Origin of the sequence: Propionispora sp. 2/2-37 (genome assembly GCF_001298735.1) — a bacterium.
Lineage (GTDB): Bacteria > Bacillota > Negativicutes > Propionisporales > Propionisporaceae > Propionispora.
Genome location: NZ_CYSP01000002.1, coordinates 163,513 through 177,413, shown reverse-complemented (window position 1 = coordinate 177,413; position 13,901 = coordinate 163,513). Strand labels below are relative to the sequence as shown.

15 protein-coding genes are annotated in these 13,901 nt (G+C 50.6%); 13 read left to right on the top strand and 2 right to left on the bottom strand.

Annotation, left to right across the window (positions count from 1 at the left end; translation table 11 throughout):
• The first annotated feature begins 5 nt into the window (after positions 1-5).
• From rfbA to P22_RS02650, 6 genes are all read left to right on the top strand, one after another.
• Positions 6-887, top strand: coding sequence for a glucose-1-phosphate thymidylyltransferase RfbA (gene rfbA / locus P22_RS02675; protein WP_054258663.1), 882 nt, complete (start codon positions 6-8; stop codon positions 885-887).
• On the top strand, positions 884-1,495 hold the full coding sequence (gene rfbC, locus P22_RS02670; RefSeq protein WP_054258662.1) for a dTDP-4-dehydrorhamnose 3,5-epimerase: 612 nt from the start codon (positions 884-886) through the stop codon (positions 1,493-1,495). The genes rfbA and rfbC overlap by 4 nt, the downstream gene beginning before the upstream one ends.
• 11 nt (positions 1,496-1,506) lie before the next feature.
• The gene (gene rfbD / locus P22_RS02665; RefSeq protein ID WP_235814532.1) at positions 1,507-2,343 is read left to right on the top strand and encodes a dTDP-4-dehydrorhamnose reductase; all 837 of its coding nucleotides are present in this window, start codon (positions 1,507-1,509) and stop codon (positions 2,341-2,343) included.
• Positions 2,344-2,364: 21 nt separating this feature from the next.
• Positions 2,365-3,894: a capsule assembly Wzi family protein gene (locus P22_RS02660; RefSeq protein ID WP_054258660.1), complete on the top strand. Its 1,530-nt coding sequence runs from the start codon at positions 2,365-2,367 to the stop codon at positions 3,892-3,894.
• An 83-nt stretch (positions 3,895-3,977) separates the two neighbouring features.
• Positions 3,978-5,360 (top strand): mannose-1-phosphate guanylyltransferase/mannose-6-phosphate isomerase, encoded by a 1,383-nt coding sequence (locus tag P22_RS02655; RefSeq protein ID WP_054258659.1) that lies wholly within the window; start codon positions 3,978-3,980, stop codon positions 5,358-5,360.
• Positions 5,361-5,497: 137 nt separating this feature from the next.
• Positions 5,498-6,865 carry a phosphohexomutase domain-containing protein gene (locus P22_RS02650; RefSeq protein ID WP_054258658.1) on the top strand — a complete coding sequence of 456 codons (1,368 nt, stop codon included), beginning with the start codon at positions 5,498-5,500 and terminating at the stop codon, positions 6,863-6,865.
• A 43-nt stretch (positions 6,866-6,908) separates the two neighbouring features.
• Here P22_RS02650 and P22_RS02645 read toward each other — a convergent pair whose 3' ends face one another.
• Positions 6,909-7,250 carry a hypothetical protein gene (locus tag P22_RS02645; RefSeq protein ID WP_054258657.1) on the bottom strand — a complete coding sequence of 114 codons (342 nt, stop codon included), beginning with the start codon at positions 7,248-7,250 and terminating at the stop codon, positions 6,909-6,911.
• Positions 7,251-7,405: 155 nt separating this feature from the next.
• Between P22_RS02645 and P22_RS02640 the strand changes: the two genes are divergently transcribed.
• The 6 genes from P22_RS02640 to P22_RS02615 all read left to right on the top strand — a co-directional run bounded on the left by P22_RS02640 (position 7,406) and on the right by P22_RS02615 (position 12,924).
• On the top strand, positions 7,406-8,140 hold the full coding sequence (locus tag P22_RS02640) for a hypothetical protein (protein WP_054258656.1): 735 nt from the start codon (positions 7,406-7,408) through the stop codon (positions 8,138-8,140).
• A 32-nt stretch (positions 8,141-8,172) separates the two neighbouring features.
• Positions 8,173-8,928, top strand: coding sequence for a YdcF family protein (locus P22_RS02635; protein ID WP_235814531.1), 756 nt, complete (start codon positions 8,173-8,175; stop codon positions 8,926-8,928).
• Between the two features lie 208 nt (positions 8,929-9,136).
• Positions 9,137-10,054: a UTP--glucose-1-phosphate uridylyltransferase GalU gene (galU, locus tag P22_RS02630; RefSeq protein WP_054258655.1), complete on the top strand. Its 918-nt coding sequence runs from the start codon at positions 9,137-9,139 to the stop codon at positions 10,052-10,054.
• Between the two features lie 14 nt (positions 10,055-10,068).
• Positions 10,069-11,541: a hypothetical protein gene (locus P22_RS02625; protein WP_082378376.1), complete on the top strand. Its 1,473-nt coding sequence runs from the start codon at positions 10,069-10,071 to the stop codon at positions 11,539-11,541.
• A 142-nt stretch (positions 11,542-11,683) separates the two neighbouring features.
• Complete coding sequence (locus tag P22_RS02620; protein ID WP_054258654.1) at positions 11,684-12,370, top strand: response regulator; 687 nt, start codon at positions 11,684-11,686, stop codon at positions 12,368-12,370.
• Positions 12,371-12,444: 74 nt separating this feature from the next.
• Positions 12,445-12,924, top strand: a complete 480-nt coding sequence (locus P22_RS02615) for a glycosyltransferase family 2 protein (RefSeq protein WP_054258653.1) — start codon at positions 12,445-12,447, stop codon at positions 12,922-12,924.
• Here the strand turns inward: P22_RS02615 and P22_RS02610 are convergent.
• On the bottom strand, positions 12,921-13,514 hold the full coding sequence (locus tag P22_RS02610) for a hypothetical protein (RefSeq protein WP_054258652.1): 594 nt from the start codon (positions 13,512-13,514) through the stop codon (positions 12,921-12,923). The genes P22_RS02615 and P22_RS02610 overlap by 4 nt on opposite strands.
• Positions 13,515-13,707: 193 nt before the next feature.
• Between P22_RS02610 and P22_RS20875 the strand changes: the two genes are divergently transcribed.
• Positions 13,708-13,857 (top strand): hypothetical protein, encoded by a 150-nt coding sequence (locus tag P22_RS20875; RefSeq protein ID WP_172675795.1) that lies wholly within the window; start codon positions 13,708-13,710, stop codon positions 13,855-13,857.
• Positions 13,858-13,901 lie beyond the last annotated feature (44 nt).

The window sequence follows — 13,901 nt, the reverse complement described above, 5'->3', positions numbered from 1 at the left end:
TGCCAATGTCAATAACCAAGGGGATTATATTAGCCGCTGGAGCAGGCACGCGCCTTTTCCCGGCGACGAAAGCAGTAAGCAAGCAGCTGATGCCAGTGTATAACAAGCCGATGATATACTATCCGTTAACGACGTTAATGCTGGCCGGGATTAGGGAAATTTTGGTGATTACCACACCACAGGATCAGACGATTTTCGAGAATTTGCTGGAGGACGGCAGGCAGTGGGGCATTTCTATCTCCTATGCTGTGCAGCCGCAGCCGGATGGGCTGGCACAGGCGTTTATCATTGGTGAGTCTTTTATTGCCGGTGATAGTTGCGCTCTGGTGCTGGGGGACAATATTTTCTATGGCCATGGGTTTAACCAAAAGCTGCAGCAGGCAGCAGCCCAACAAGAGGGCGCCACCGTATTTGCCTACTGGGTCAAAGATCCGGAACGCTACGGCGTGGTTGAGTTTGATGCTGCCGGACGGGCGGTAAGTCTGGAGGAAAAGCCGCCTCAGCCCAAATCGAATTATGCGGTAACCGGCCTTTATTTTTATGATCGTAAGGTGGTTGAGTATGCAAAAACCTTAAAACCTTCGGCGCGGGGGGAACTGGAAATTACCGATTTGAACCGGATCTATCTGGAGGAGAAAACTCTGCGGGTTGAAACTCTAAGCCGCGGCTATGCCTGGCTGGATACCGGGACGCATGAATCGCTCCTGCAGGCTTCCAATTATATTGCCACCATCCAGAACCGTCAGGGGTTGATGGTGGCCTGCCCGGAGGAAATCGCCTACCGTATGGGCTATATATCGCGGGAAGTACTGGCTCCCTTGGGAGCGGATATGAACAAGAACGGGTACGGACAATATTTGCTGCAGCTGGCGGGGGAAGAAAGATGAAGGTAATTGAAACAAAGCTGCCGGGTGTACTGATTATAGAACCCAAGGTATTTGGCGATGCCAGGGGATATTTTCAGGAAACCTGGAATCAGGTTAGATATGAAGAGGCCGGTATTACCGATACCTTTGTACAGGATAATTTGTCCTTTTCGACGCGGGGCGTACTGAGAGGACTTCACTACCAAAACCCCCATGGTCAGGGTAAGCTGGTAGCGGTGGTAAAGGGTGAGGTGTTTGATGTAGCGGTGGATATCCGTGTGGGATCGCCGCATTTCGGTCAATGGGCAGGTGTGTACTTATCGGATGAAAATCACCGGCAGCTCTGGATTCCGCCGGGATTTGCCCATGGGTTTTGCGTAGTCAGCGATACTGTGTATTTTGCCTACAAGTGCACCGCTTTGTATACGCCGCAGGCGGAAGGGGGCATTCTTTGGAATGATCCGGCAATTGGTATTGAATGGCCGGTAGCGGATGTGAACCTTTCTGAAAAAGATACGAAATATCCTTGCCTTGGCGATGTGCCGCAACACAGACTTCCGGTATACGGCAAGCAGCCAGCAACAGGCAGTGGAAAACCCCTCGCTGCTGGTTGGACAGCCGCGCAATAAAAGGAGGTGCAGTGATATTGAAATTAGTAGTGACAGGTGCCAACGGTCAGTTAGGGCGTGAAGTGGCAAGGCAAGGGGGAAAGCATGAACTGCTTCTGGCAGGACGGGATGTTCTGGATATTTCTAACCGGGTTGCTGTAACTGCTTTTTTGAAAGCGCATAAACCGGATGCGGTCATTCACTGCGCCGCATATACACAGGTGGACCGGGCGGAAACCGACGAAAACGGGGCATTTCTTGTCAATGTCATCGGGTCGCAGAATTTGGCGGCCAGTTGTCTGGAGATTGGCGCCCGCCTGGTACAGGTGAGTACCGATTATGTTTTTGACGGCACCAAGCGGCAGCCTTATCGCGAATTTGATGCGGTCAATCCTCAAACCGTCTATGGCCGTACGAAATGGCAAGGGGAAGAAATCGTACGACAGATTCTGGGGCGCCACTATATTGTGCGGACCGCCTGGCTGTACGGCGACGGAAATAACTTTGTCCGGACAATGCGTAAGCTGGCAACCGGCAACCCGGTTCTGAAGGTAGTGCATGACCAGGTGGGCACGCCGACTTCTACTGTGGATTTGGCGCGGGTGATTTATAAGTTGCTGGAGAGCGATGCCTATGGCACCTATCATGCCACTTGCCAGGGGCAATGCTCCTGGTATGAATTTGCCTGCGAGATTTTTCGTCAGGATAGAAAACGGGTTTTGGTTGAACCGGTCCTGACAGAGCAGTTTCCACGTCCTGCCAAACGGCCGGCCCATTCCGTACTGGACAATCACATGCTGAAGATGACGATTGGCGATCCGATGCGCTCATGGCAGGAAGCGTTGCAGGAATATCTGGCACAGGACTAGAATAGATGGAGGTGACCATTCATGTCATGGCGGAAATCGGTAATTACAGGTGCCCTGCTGACGGTTTTGTCGGCCAGTGTCCAAGCCTCACCGGCTGACTGGGTGTCTCCCAATGTGCCGTTATCCAGCCCGTTTTATGAGTACATTGAGAAATTTGACGGTATGGGCTATCTGGAGTCGCTGCCAACGGGAACAAAACCGTATACCCGCATGCAAATGGCAAAGTGGGTGGAGGAAATCAGGACAAAATCTCAGGAACTGCCCCTGCCGGAGTATTTAGCCGGCAGTTTGAAGGAAATGGAACGGGACTTGGAGCCGGAGCTGAACGTACTGGCGGGAGAGAAGGCCGATACGGGGGTTGGCCTTAAAGAGGTCCGCCTGCAGGCTGCCTACTATGACGGCGCTGCTTTCGGCTATAAGGGAACCAAGGCAGGCTATCAGCCGCTTAATATTAACAATAACGGCTACCGGTATGGTGAAAATGGCAATTTTGTTGCTTCAGCCTGGTTGGGTGGAAAGCTCGATAATAATCTGGTAGCCGTTGTTGAACCGCGTTTCAGCTATGATGAAGAGCAGAGAGGGCAGGCTGATATAACATCCGGCTACATTAAAACCAGATGGAACGGCACCTCCATACAAATTGGCAAAGATCCGGTATTTTGGGGACATGGTGCTACGGGCTCTTTGCTTTTGGGCAACAACATGGAACCGCTTACTTCCGTTAAAATCAGTAATTTGGAACCTTATAAAACACGGGGCTTTTTCCGGTTTTTAGGGGAAATGAATGTCACCGGGTTATACAGCGTACTGGAAGACGACAGGACGGATAACACACCGCATGAAGTCAACAGTCCTTCATTTTTTGCGCTGCGCAGTGATTTTACTCCGCAGAAAAACTTCACCTTCGGGCTGTCCTTTGCTTCGATGCTGGGAGGGGACGGCAGAGCGTTGGCAGGAGGCGACTATTGGGACTGGCTTCTAGGCCGTAATGCCGACGCTGCCGGGGACAAGTGGAATAATATTGCCGGTTTGGATTTTAAATGGCGTCTGCCTAAATGGGGCGGGGTACAATTATATGGAGAGTTATACGGCGAAGATCAGGCTAACTATATGCCGTCACGGGTAGCTGAACGGGCCGGGATTGTCATTCCCCGCCTCAGCCGGGACGGGGCGTGGGATATGCGGATAGAATACGCGCATACTACGTATGCCTGGTATGTGCACCAGTTATATACCAGCGGTTATATTTATAAGGGAAATATTATTGGTGACCCGATGGGGACTGCCGCTACGCAATATTATATAGCGATTAACCGGTATTTGGATAATAACTCTCAGGTGTCCTTTAATCTGGGACGGACCGATATGGGCGAGAATCAAAACGTACAGCAGCAGGTTAATTCTGTTTGGGTAGGTTATAAAAAGCAGTTGGAAAAAACCATGTTCCTGGATATGGCTGTTGGTTTAGCCAGGCTGGATAATGCCGGGTTTGTTCCCGGCAACAAGCAAACCAATCATTTTGCCAGTGCTGGGCTGCGCTGGACTTATTGACCTGCTGCCGTTACAACTTCCGGGCAGATTCATATTATAGGAATACAGGAAATAAATATTGTTGGAAGAAAGGCAGGCGGATTATGAAAATCATCATTTTAGCCGGGGGTGGCGGAACCAGGCTGTTTCCATTGTCACGGACGAAATATCCGAAACAGTTTTTGAAAATCGAGGGTAAGGATTCGTTGTTGACGCAGACCGTCATGCGGTTTTTGCCGTTGGTGCGGCCTGCGGATATCGTTGTGGTTACCAATCAGGAATATATCCACCATGTAAAAAATGAGTTGGTGGAGTGTGGCGCGGATGGCGCCCATATTGTGCTGGAGCCGGTGGCGCGCAATACGGCGCCGGCCATTGCCCTGGCGGTGCGGTATTGTCTGGATAACCTGGGAACGGCGGCGGATGAGGTATTGTTTGTCACCCCGTCTGATCATATTATCCGTCCGGTAGGCTTGTTTGTGGAAACGGTGCGCAAGGCGGGGCAATTGGCAGCCGGGGAAAAGCTGGTTACTCTCGGCATTAAGCCGGAGCAGCCGGAAACAGGCTATGGTTACATACAAGCCGGTGAAACCAGCGGGAATGGGTATGCAGTACGGTCCTTTAAGGAAAAGCCGGATCAAAAGACCGCCGAGCGATATCTCGCTGAAGGCGGCTATTACTGGAATTCCGGTATGTTTGCCTTTCGTGTGGACCTATTCCTGCAGGAACTGGAGGCTTATCAACCGGATATATACACTCTGGCGCAGCAGCCTTTTCAGGAAATGGTTGGTGCTTTTTCGGGCATGCCGAATATTTCGATTGATTACGCCATAGCGGAAAAATCATCCCGGGGGGTGATGCTTCCCCTGACTGCATACTGGAATGATATTGGTTCCTGGGATGCCATCTATGATGTTTTTGATAAGGATGCCGACGGTAATGCATTGCAGGGTGACTGCCTGCCGCTCGACTGCAGCAACACATTAATGATGGGGCGCAGCCGGTTGATCGCCGGGATCGGGCTGGAAAATTTGCTAATTGTGGAAACCGATGATGTAATCGTTGTGGCCAAGCGTGGGGAATCGCAGCAGGTTAAAGAACTGGTGAATATATTAAAAGAGCGGGGACGCCGTGAAGCCGAGGAACATACCACCGGGTACCGGCCTTGGGGCAGCTGGACGGTACTTGGTGAAGGCAAAGGCTACAAAATCAAAAAAATTACGGTCAATCCCGGTCAGCGCCTCAGCCTGCAAATGCATTATCATCGCAGTGAACACTGGGTGGTTATCGGCGGTACGGCCAAAGTACATATTGACGGCGAAGAATACATGGTGCCGGAAAACAAAAGTATCTTTGTACCGCAATGCGCCAAACATTTTATGGAGAATCCCGGGAAAACACTATTGGAAATCATTGAGGTCCAGAACGGCGTATACCTCGAAGAGGATGACATTGTACGGTTTGAGGATATGTACGGAAGATGCTGAGTTTTTTGAACCGCAGAGGACGCAGAGTTCACAGAGGAGTATCGGCGCGATACCATCGCGCCGGGTATTTTCTCTGCGTCCTCCGTGTACTCTGCGGTTCAAAAATGCGGTTCAAAATCATGAAGGGACAGGTGTAGATGGAAATAAGCCGTAAGGCATTTAAAGCCTATGATATCCGGGGCAAGGTGCCCGAAGAATTGAATGAGGACATGATTTATCGCATTGGCCGGGCCTACGTTGCTGTTTTGGGGGCGAAGAAGGTTGCAGTCGGCCACGATATCCGCCTGTCCGGTCCGGCTTTTCGCGATGCGCTGGTCAGGGGGCTTACTGAAGGCGGATGTGATGTCGTCGATATCGGACTTTGCGGTACGGAACAAATCTATTTTGCCGTGAGCCACCTGAATCTGGACGGGGGACTGATGATTACGGCCAGTCACAATCCCCAAGATTATAACGGCATGAAACTGGTTGGCAGGGAATCCCGGCCGGTAGGGGTGGAAAATGGCTTACGGGATATTGAGAATATGGTTGTTGAGGGCCGGCTGCCCAAGGTTGCTGCTGTATCTGGCAGGGTTTCCCACAGCAGTATTATGGAAGCCTATGTGGCCCATTTGCTTACTTACATTGACTTAGCAAAATTGAAACCGTTAAAGGTAGTGGTCAACGCCGGTAACGGCGGAGCCGGAGCGGTTCTTGACGAACTGGAAAAAAGGCTTCCGTTCACTTTTGTTAAAGTCAATCATGAACCGGATGGTACTTTCCCGCACGGTGTGCCCAATCCGCTGCTGCCGGAAAACCGGGAGGCTACCGCGAGGGCTGTCCGTGAAGCAGGCGCCGACGTAGGTATTGCCTGGGACGGAGATTTTGACCGCTGCTTTTTCTTTGACGAACGGGGCGATTTTATTGAAGGATATTATATTGTCGGTTTTTTAGCGCAGGCCTTTTTGCGGCGGCAGCCCGGTGCCAAGATTATTTACGATCCGCGTCTGACCTGGAATACTATTGAGATCGTGGAAAAAGCCGGAGGAATTCCCGTGCAGTGTAAAACCGGCCATGTGTTTATTAAGGACCGGATGCGGCAGGAAGACGCCGTTTATGGCGGCGAAATGTCGGCGCATCATTATTTTAAAGATTTCTTTTACTGCGACAGCGGCATGATCCCCTGGCTGCTGGTACTGGAGCTGATCTGTTCCTCCGGCAGGGCATTCAGCGAACTGTTGGCGGAGCGCATCGGCTGTTATCCGGCAAGCGGTGAGATCAACAGCCGGGTGGCCGACGGACCGGCAGTATTGGCAAAGCTGGAGGAAATATATGCGCCTGGGGCGCTGCGGGTGGAGAAGCTGGACGGCTTAAGTATCGAGTATGACAACTGGCGGTTTAATGTACGCCTGTCGAATACCGAACCGCTGCTCCGGCTCAATGTGGAGTCCCGCTGTGATAAAGAACTGATGCAGCTAAAGACTAAAGACCTGCTGGCGTTAATAAACGGAGGAAGGGCCGGTTGACCGCCCATTCCTCCGTTTTTGTTTTAATTCCGGAAAGATCTTGCTATAATAAAGGTATGATACATAAAAAGGGAAGGTCCGATAGGTCTTCCTTATACCGAACGCCGCAGCATGGTTCTGATCTGCATTTCGTGATTGCCGGTGATCTCGGCCAGTGACTCCACGTTTTCACGGATTTCCGTAGTTTTTTGTCTACAATGGCCAGCATATGTTTGATATCCGCCTGCTGTTCAATAAGAATGTCTTCGATGTCCTGTTTGGTAGCCATGGTGCTTCTGATTTCCGCGACATCCGATTTTAGAGTGCTTACATCGGATTTTAAATCCCGTACCTCGCTGAATAGCTGTTTCTGCCCTTCCAACAATTGTTTGAGCATTTCTTCCATGTGCTCACCACCCTTATGCATTTCTCTGTAAGCTTATCCTATCATAGTTTATGGATGTTGTTAAGACGTGGTTTTATATTCTTTTTCAAATGATTTTTATTAGATAATAGGGACAGGGGTGAAAAAATACGCCTTTGCCAGAGGAGGAATGGAGTATGAAAATACACAAAACAAGGCTTGGTTTGCTTGTTGTGCTGTTGCTGCTTGTTTTTACGGTGCCGGCGTTTGCGGTCGATGCCGGCATCCGGCTGACGGGCAAGGTTACCCAGGTGAATATTGCCGGTGGCTTTTACGGTATTATGGGGGATGACGGGGTAAAATACCAGCCTACCAATCTGCCGCACCAGTACCGGAAAGACGGGCTGGTGGTCAGCTTTACAGCGGTGCCCCGGGAAGATCTGTTTACTTCCATTATGTGGGGAAAGGTAATTGAAGTTAAAAGTATGAACCCGGTTGCCGGACCGGCTTTGGCGGATGCCGAGCGGACTGCGATCTATGTGCTCAATCAACGTTTGGAGGCATTTAATACCAGGGATTTTGATAAGCTGAAGGCTGTCGACACTATGGCGGAAGAGAGTATGCTGCCGCAGCAGTTTGCCGATTGGGTGGGCAACTACAGCCGGTTTACTTTGCGTTATGTGGATATAACCTATGCCGATACGACAACCATTACCGGGACCTGTGTTTATTCGCGGGAACTGGCGGACACCATGTCGCTGCATGACGATACCGGCTTGACGGCGATGAAGTTTACGCTCGGATTAAAACGCGGCGGTTGGAAGCTTACGCAATCATCGACGGCCGATGCCGCCGGGGTTACGTTAGCCGGCATTAAGCAAAAAGCAGTTGCCAAATACGGCAGCGATGACTTGAGTACTCTTGAACCTTAATTTCGAGAATTGATCGTAGCGAGGTAACTGCATTGTTTATTTATATCTATAAATTTCTGGTAAGCTTTGTTATGCCGCCAGGCATTTTCCTGGTCGCCCTGCTGGCTGTTTTTATCCGGATGCTGAGGCGCCGGCAGGCGGCAGCCCGCTGGCTGGGGATCATCATATTGGCTTTTTATCTGCTTTCCACTCCGTATGTGGGAGATAGGCTCATGAGTACGCTGGAAGACCGTTTTGTGCCGCCGGCGCAGCCGAAAGGCGATGTCATTGTCATGCTGGGCGGCGGGGCCACTTTCGGTACCCCGGATATTGACGGGGAGGGGCAGCTCAGTGGTAATGCGGCCAACCGGCTGCTAACCGCGGCCAGACTGCAGAAAAGACTGAATTTGCCGGTGATTTTGTCCGGCGGTCAGGTTTTTGAAGATTCCGGCCGGGAAGCGGTGATCGGCCGGCGCATTCTGGAAGGCATCGGTATTCCGGCAGAACAAATTCTGATTGAGGATACCAGTCTGAATACGGTGCAGAATGCCCGGAATGTGCGTGTGCTGATGGAACAGCACGACTTTAAGCATCCCATCCTGGTTACTTCGGCTTTTCATATGGAGCGGTCGGTGCTGAATTTTCGTAAAGAGGGGATCGAAGTGATTCCTTATCCTTCCGATTATTTTGTGAGCCTTGGCAGCGGCGCGCTGTATGTCAACAAACTGGCACCCTCGGCCGACGGGCTGCGCAGCTCCTATCTCGCCCTGCATGAGTATCTGGGTATACTGGCGGCAAAAATCTATTAAGGTATAAAGCATATTCCTGGTTGGTCTTTAAGCAGGTTTTTAATAAATCTTATGATAAATAGAAAATTTATCCTTTTTTTCATATTTTAGCAGGAGTATTTTACGATTAGGGCGAATGGTTTTTTAAATCCGTTAAAAAGTGAAATCTAAAATACATAAAGCATAGTAGTTTTTCGCCCCTAAAATTTAAACGATAGGCAGGTGCGATATGTCTCATACCAAAAAGAGCAAAATAAAAAAAGCCGTGATTCCGGCAGCCGGTCTTGGTACGCGCTTTCTGCCGGCGACCAAGGCGCAGCCTAAGGAGATGCTGCCCATTGTGGACAAGCCGGCCATTCAGTATATTATTGAGGAAGCCATGCAGTCCGGCATTGAGGAAATCCTGATCATTACCGGGCGGAACAAGCGGGCGATTGAGGATCATTTCGACCGGGCGGTGGAACTGGAACTGACGCTGAAGGAACAAGGCAAATATGAACTTTTGGGTATGATCGAAGAATTATCGGCGGTTACCATCCACTATGTGCGGCAAAAGGAAGCCAAAGGTCTGGGGCATGCAGTATTGTGTGCCAGACAGTTTGTCGGACAGGAACCCTTTGCTGTTTTATTGGGAGACGATATTATCGATTCCGCAGTTCCCTGCCTTAAGCAATTGATGGATGTTTATGATGATAGGCCGGGCACCATTCTCGGGACGCAGGAGGTTCCTGCCGGTAAAGTGTCCAGCTATGGCATTGTGAAACCCGAGTTGATTAAAAACCGGCTGTACCGGGCCCTCGACCTGATTGAGAAGCCTGCGCCGGAAGAGGCTCCTTCCCGTCTGGCAGTGCTTGGACGGTACATCATTGAGCCGGAAATTTTCACCCTTCTGGAAAATACGGCGCCGGGGCGCGGCGGTGAGATCCAACTGACCGATGCACTGAAACAACTGGCGGCTGAAAAAGATGTCTATGCCTATAATTTTGAAGGGAGGCGTTACGATATCGGTGACAAACAAGGGTACTTGGAGGCCACCGTAGAGTTTGCGCTGAAACGGACGGATTTGCGAGAAGACTTTTTACGGTATTTGGTAAAAAAAATAGGACCGGTGCTTGCCGGAGATGAAACGATTTCATTTGAAAAATAAGGAGAGTGAAAGATGTGTCTGATAAGAAGGGGTATCTGAAATTAAACTCCGGATTTGTGTTTGACTATGAGAATCTGTATGGGGAAGGAAAAGTAACGGATGCCGATATTGAAGCGTTAGCCGACCGGATACGTCTGGCTCACCGCGCAGTAGAGCATATGCGGGCCACCGGTGAAGTCCGGGGCCATTTATCCAAGGACGGTGAACCGGAACGGGTACTATTTTCCCAACTGCCCTATGTGCAGGAAGGACATCTGAATTCACCGGCTTCTATCAGGCGGCTTAAAGATTTCGGCGAGTCGCTGCGCTATAAGGTAGATACGGTGGTGTCTTTCGGCATTGGCGGCTCCTTCCTGGGCAATAAGGTGTTCTTTGATATGCACTGCGGCGAATTTTGGAACAGTCAGTCACAGCAAGAACGCAACGGCTATCCAAAGCTTTATTTTAACGGCAATAACATTGATGCCCGCCGTACCAGTGAAATGATTGCCCACCTGGTGACCGACGCTAAGATCAAAAAAGCGCACGGGCAGACCGGCCCGTATAAAGTCATGCTGATTGTCATGTCCAAATCAGGCGGAACACTGGATACTATGTCAACCTTTATGGTGGTTTATGAAGCGCTGAAACAGCAGGAGCCTTTGATTGAGCTGGAAGTGGTGGCGGTGACCGATCCGGCCGGCGGGGAAAAGGCCACCTTGTTAAAACGTTTGGCGGATGAACAGGGGTGGAATACCTTTAGTGTTCCCGATGGTGTCGGCGGACGGTTTAGTATTTTCTCGGAAGTGGGACTGGTTACCGCGGCTTGTATCGGTCTGGATATTGATGCTTTTCTGGCCGGGGCCAGGGACATGGATGAAGCCTGCCGGACTCCGGATATCTGGCAGAATCCGGCGATGCTGAACTCGGTGCTCAAATACCTGGCGGCGGCCAATCACGGACGGGATATTGAAGTGTTCATGCCTTATGCCGATTATTTGAAGTCACTGGCGGAATGGTATGTACAGCTGCTCGCGGAATCACTCGGCAAGCGCTATGACCGGGAAGGTCGCGAAGTGTTTTACGGACGTACTCCGATTGTTGCTGTCGGAACCACCGATATGCATGCCCAGACGCAGCAGCATCAGGAAGGCAAGAAGGACAAAGTGGTGCAGTTTGTGAAAATTGCAAAGTGGGATCATGATCCTGTCATTCCCGACGGTTTCCCTTCTGCTAAAAAATTGTCGGAGATTTCCGGTTTACGTCTCAGCCAGGCACTGGAAGTAGCGCTGGAGTCCAATGCCGAAGCGCTCATTTCCGAGGGACGGTTTAATGCAACTTTTGTGCTGCCGCAGCTGAATGCCTATCATTTAGGCGAGCTGCTGTACCTGATGGCCCTGTCGGTTGCTTATGAGGGAGAGCTGGCTAATGTCGATGGTTTCGATCAGCCGGGTGTGGAAGCGTATAAGCGGATTATGGGTCCGAGACTTAAAGCGTTAAAAGGGTAAAAATTTACATAAAATCCTGTTATATAAAATAATCCTGTCGATTTATACAGGATTATTTTTTTTCGTGTGGAATTTTATCTATAGAGTTTTTTCTATTTTCTGCGATGTATCCGCTGGTGAGTTTGAAGTGAGGTGTAACAGGATGTTCATTAATATTTTGATTGCGGATGATCACGCACTGCTTAGGCAGGGCATTAGAAAAGTTCTGGAACTGGAGCCGGATTTCTCGGTTGTGGGCGAGGCCGGTGACGGGGAGGAGACGCTTCGAAGAGTCAAAGAACTAAAGCCAGATGTGGTTTTGCTGGATATTAATATGCCGCGGCTGAATGGCCTGGAGGTCGCCAAGAGGATGAAGCAGGAACAGATAAACAGCAAAATTCTGATCCTGACCATCCACGATGACGAAAGTTATGTGGTGGAAGTCATCCGGGCCGGAGCGGCAGGATACCTCCTGAAAGATGTGGAACCGCGGATGCTGGTGCAGGCCATTCGCTGTGTACAGGCCGGGGAATCGTTTATCTACCCGACGTTGGCCAAACGGTTGTTTAACCAGATCAACCAGACCACGAAAGTAAGCCGGGTGACGGACAAGCCGGCGGAGAGTACGGATTTGAACAAAGAGGAGCAATTGACCGGACGGGAGAGGGAGATACTGCGCCTGATTTGTCAGGGAATGAGCAATCAGGTAATTGCTCATCAGCTCTATATTAGTGAAAAAACAGTGAAAAATCATTTAACGAATATTTTCCGGAAGATCAATGTTTCCGACCGGACCCAGGCAGTATTGTATGCTTTGAAAAACAAAATTGCCGAACTGGGTGAAGGATAATTGGCGACGGGGAGTAACCTGTGGAGCAGTACCGGCATAAGCTATTTTATCCCAAAATAAGGGGGTAGGATAGCTTGTTTCTCTCTTATTCGGTAAGTGTGGTTTTGATATCTCTGGCCATCTACGGCAGCTGGTGTTTCTTGCAGGATCTATGGCTGTGGCTGAAAAAGCCGCGCCGTATGCAAAACTTTGGTGTATCTTTTTTGCTGGTGGTACGGAACCGGGAACAGGAAATTGAGGATATGCTGCGGGATTTGGTGCGGGAACTGGAATTGGCTGATTTTGAGTGTGATGTGGTGGTACTGGACCGGAATTCAGGCGATTTAACTTCCCGCATGCTGAACCGGATGGTGGGGGAATATCCCCTGCTGCGCGTGGTGCATGCGCCGGACAGCGTATTATCGATTGCCGAGGCTCTGCCGCTCTGCCGCGGCGAGGTCGTGCATATCCTGGATGTGGGCAACCGCCTGACCGTTAAAGGGTATTATGATGTGCTGCGCCTGCTCTTAAACCGTTATGAAGGCCTGGGGGAAAGGCAGCAGGACCGGAATTAGCCCTGGAGCCTGCGGAAGTGCAGGATATCACCCAGCACTTCGAGCAGTTTCTGCAGGATGGGTTCGAGGTCCGGAACATAACCCGGCGATGTTTCGCAGAGAGTCTGGCGGAGCGGTCCGGGAGTCCGGCAGGCGGTAAGGCAGGCATATTGCATATATTTTTTGATGGTCCTTACCGTCCACACACAGGGCAGTGTCAGTCCTCCGGTTAAGTGAATGACTGCTTTACAGTCCGGAGGTCCGTCTTCCGGACCGGGGGAGACGCCGGTAACAGCGCGGTAGTTAAAGTATCCGGTGCTGGAGTCGCCGGGGAGCCGCGGAATGCGGATCTTGACGGGAACCAGGATCAGGGAAGGGGTAAGAGGCAGCGGCTGCAAAATGGAGCGCTGGGTTATGGCAGCCGTCTGCTTTTTTAGTGTATATAAGTCAATGGCACGGGCGTTTGCCAGCTTGCGGATCACCGTCGCAACGCGGGTTTTACCGGTCAGTTGCTTCCCGCTGCACAGGTAGATGACGGTGTGGTCACCGGTAGCCGTATACTTGGGGAAAATGGCGGTAATGCTTTCCGCTTCAGAAGGGATATTCAACATAGTCAGGACTCCTTGCATAGAACATATGTTCGTTTTTCTTTTATAGTAGCAGAATTTGAACTTTCTGACAAGGATAATCTGTTTGCATAATTCGACAAAAGACCCTTCCTGCCGTTTATTACGGACCGGCAGAAGGTATGCATAATTTTGTCAGTATTTGCATATGCTGTGAACTGGTAGGAGGCGAGCAACCATGGAAAATTGTCCCGACCTTAATGAAGAGAGTTATAAATGCAGCCGTTGCAGCGGAGTTTTTACAGCACAGGCCGGACCGGTGATGTGTTGTCCCTATTGCGGTATGCCCTGTGATGAAACTGCTTGCCGGTTAAAAGCAGGAGAGTGACGACAGGCAGCGAACTCTACCTTGGAGGTAGAGTTTTTATTTGT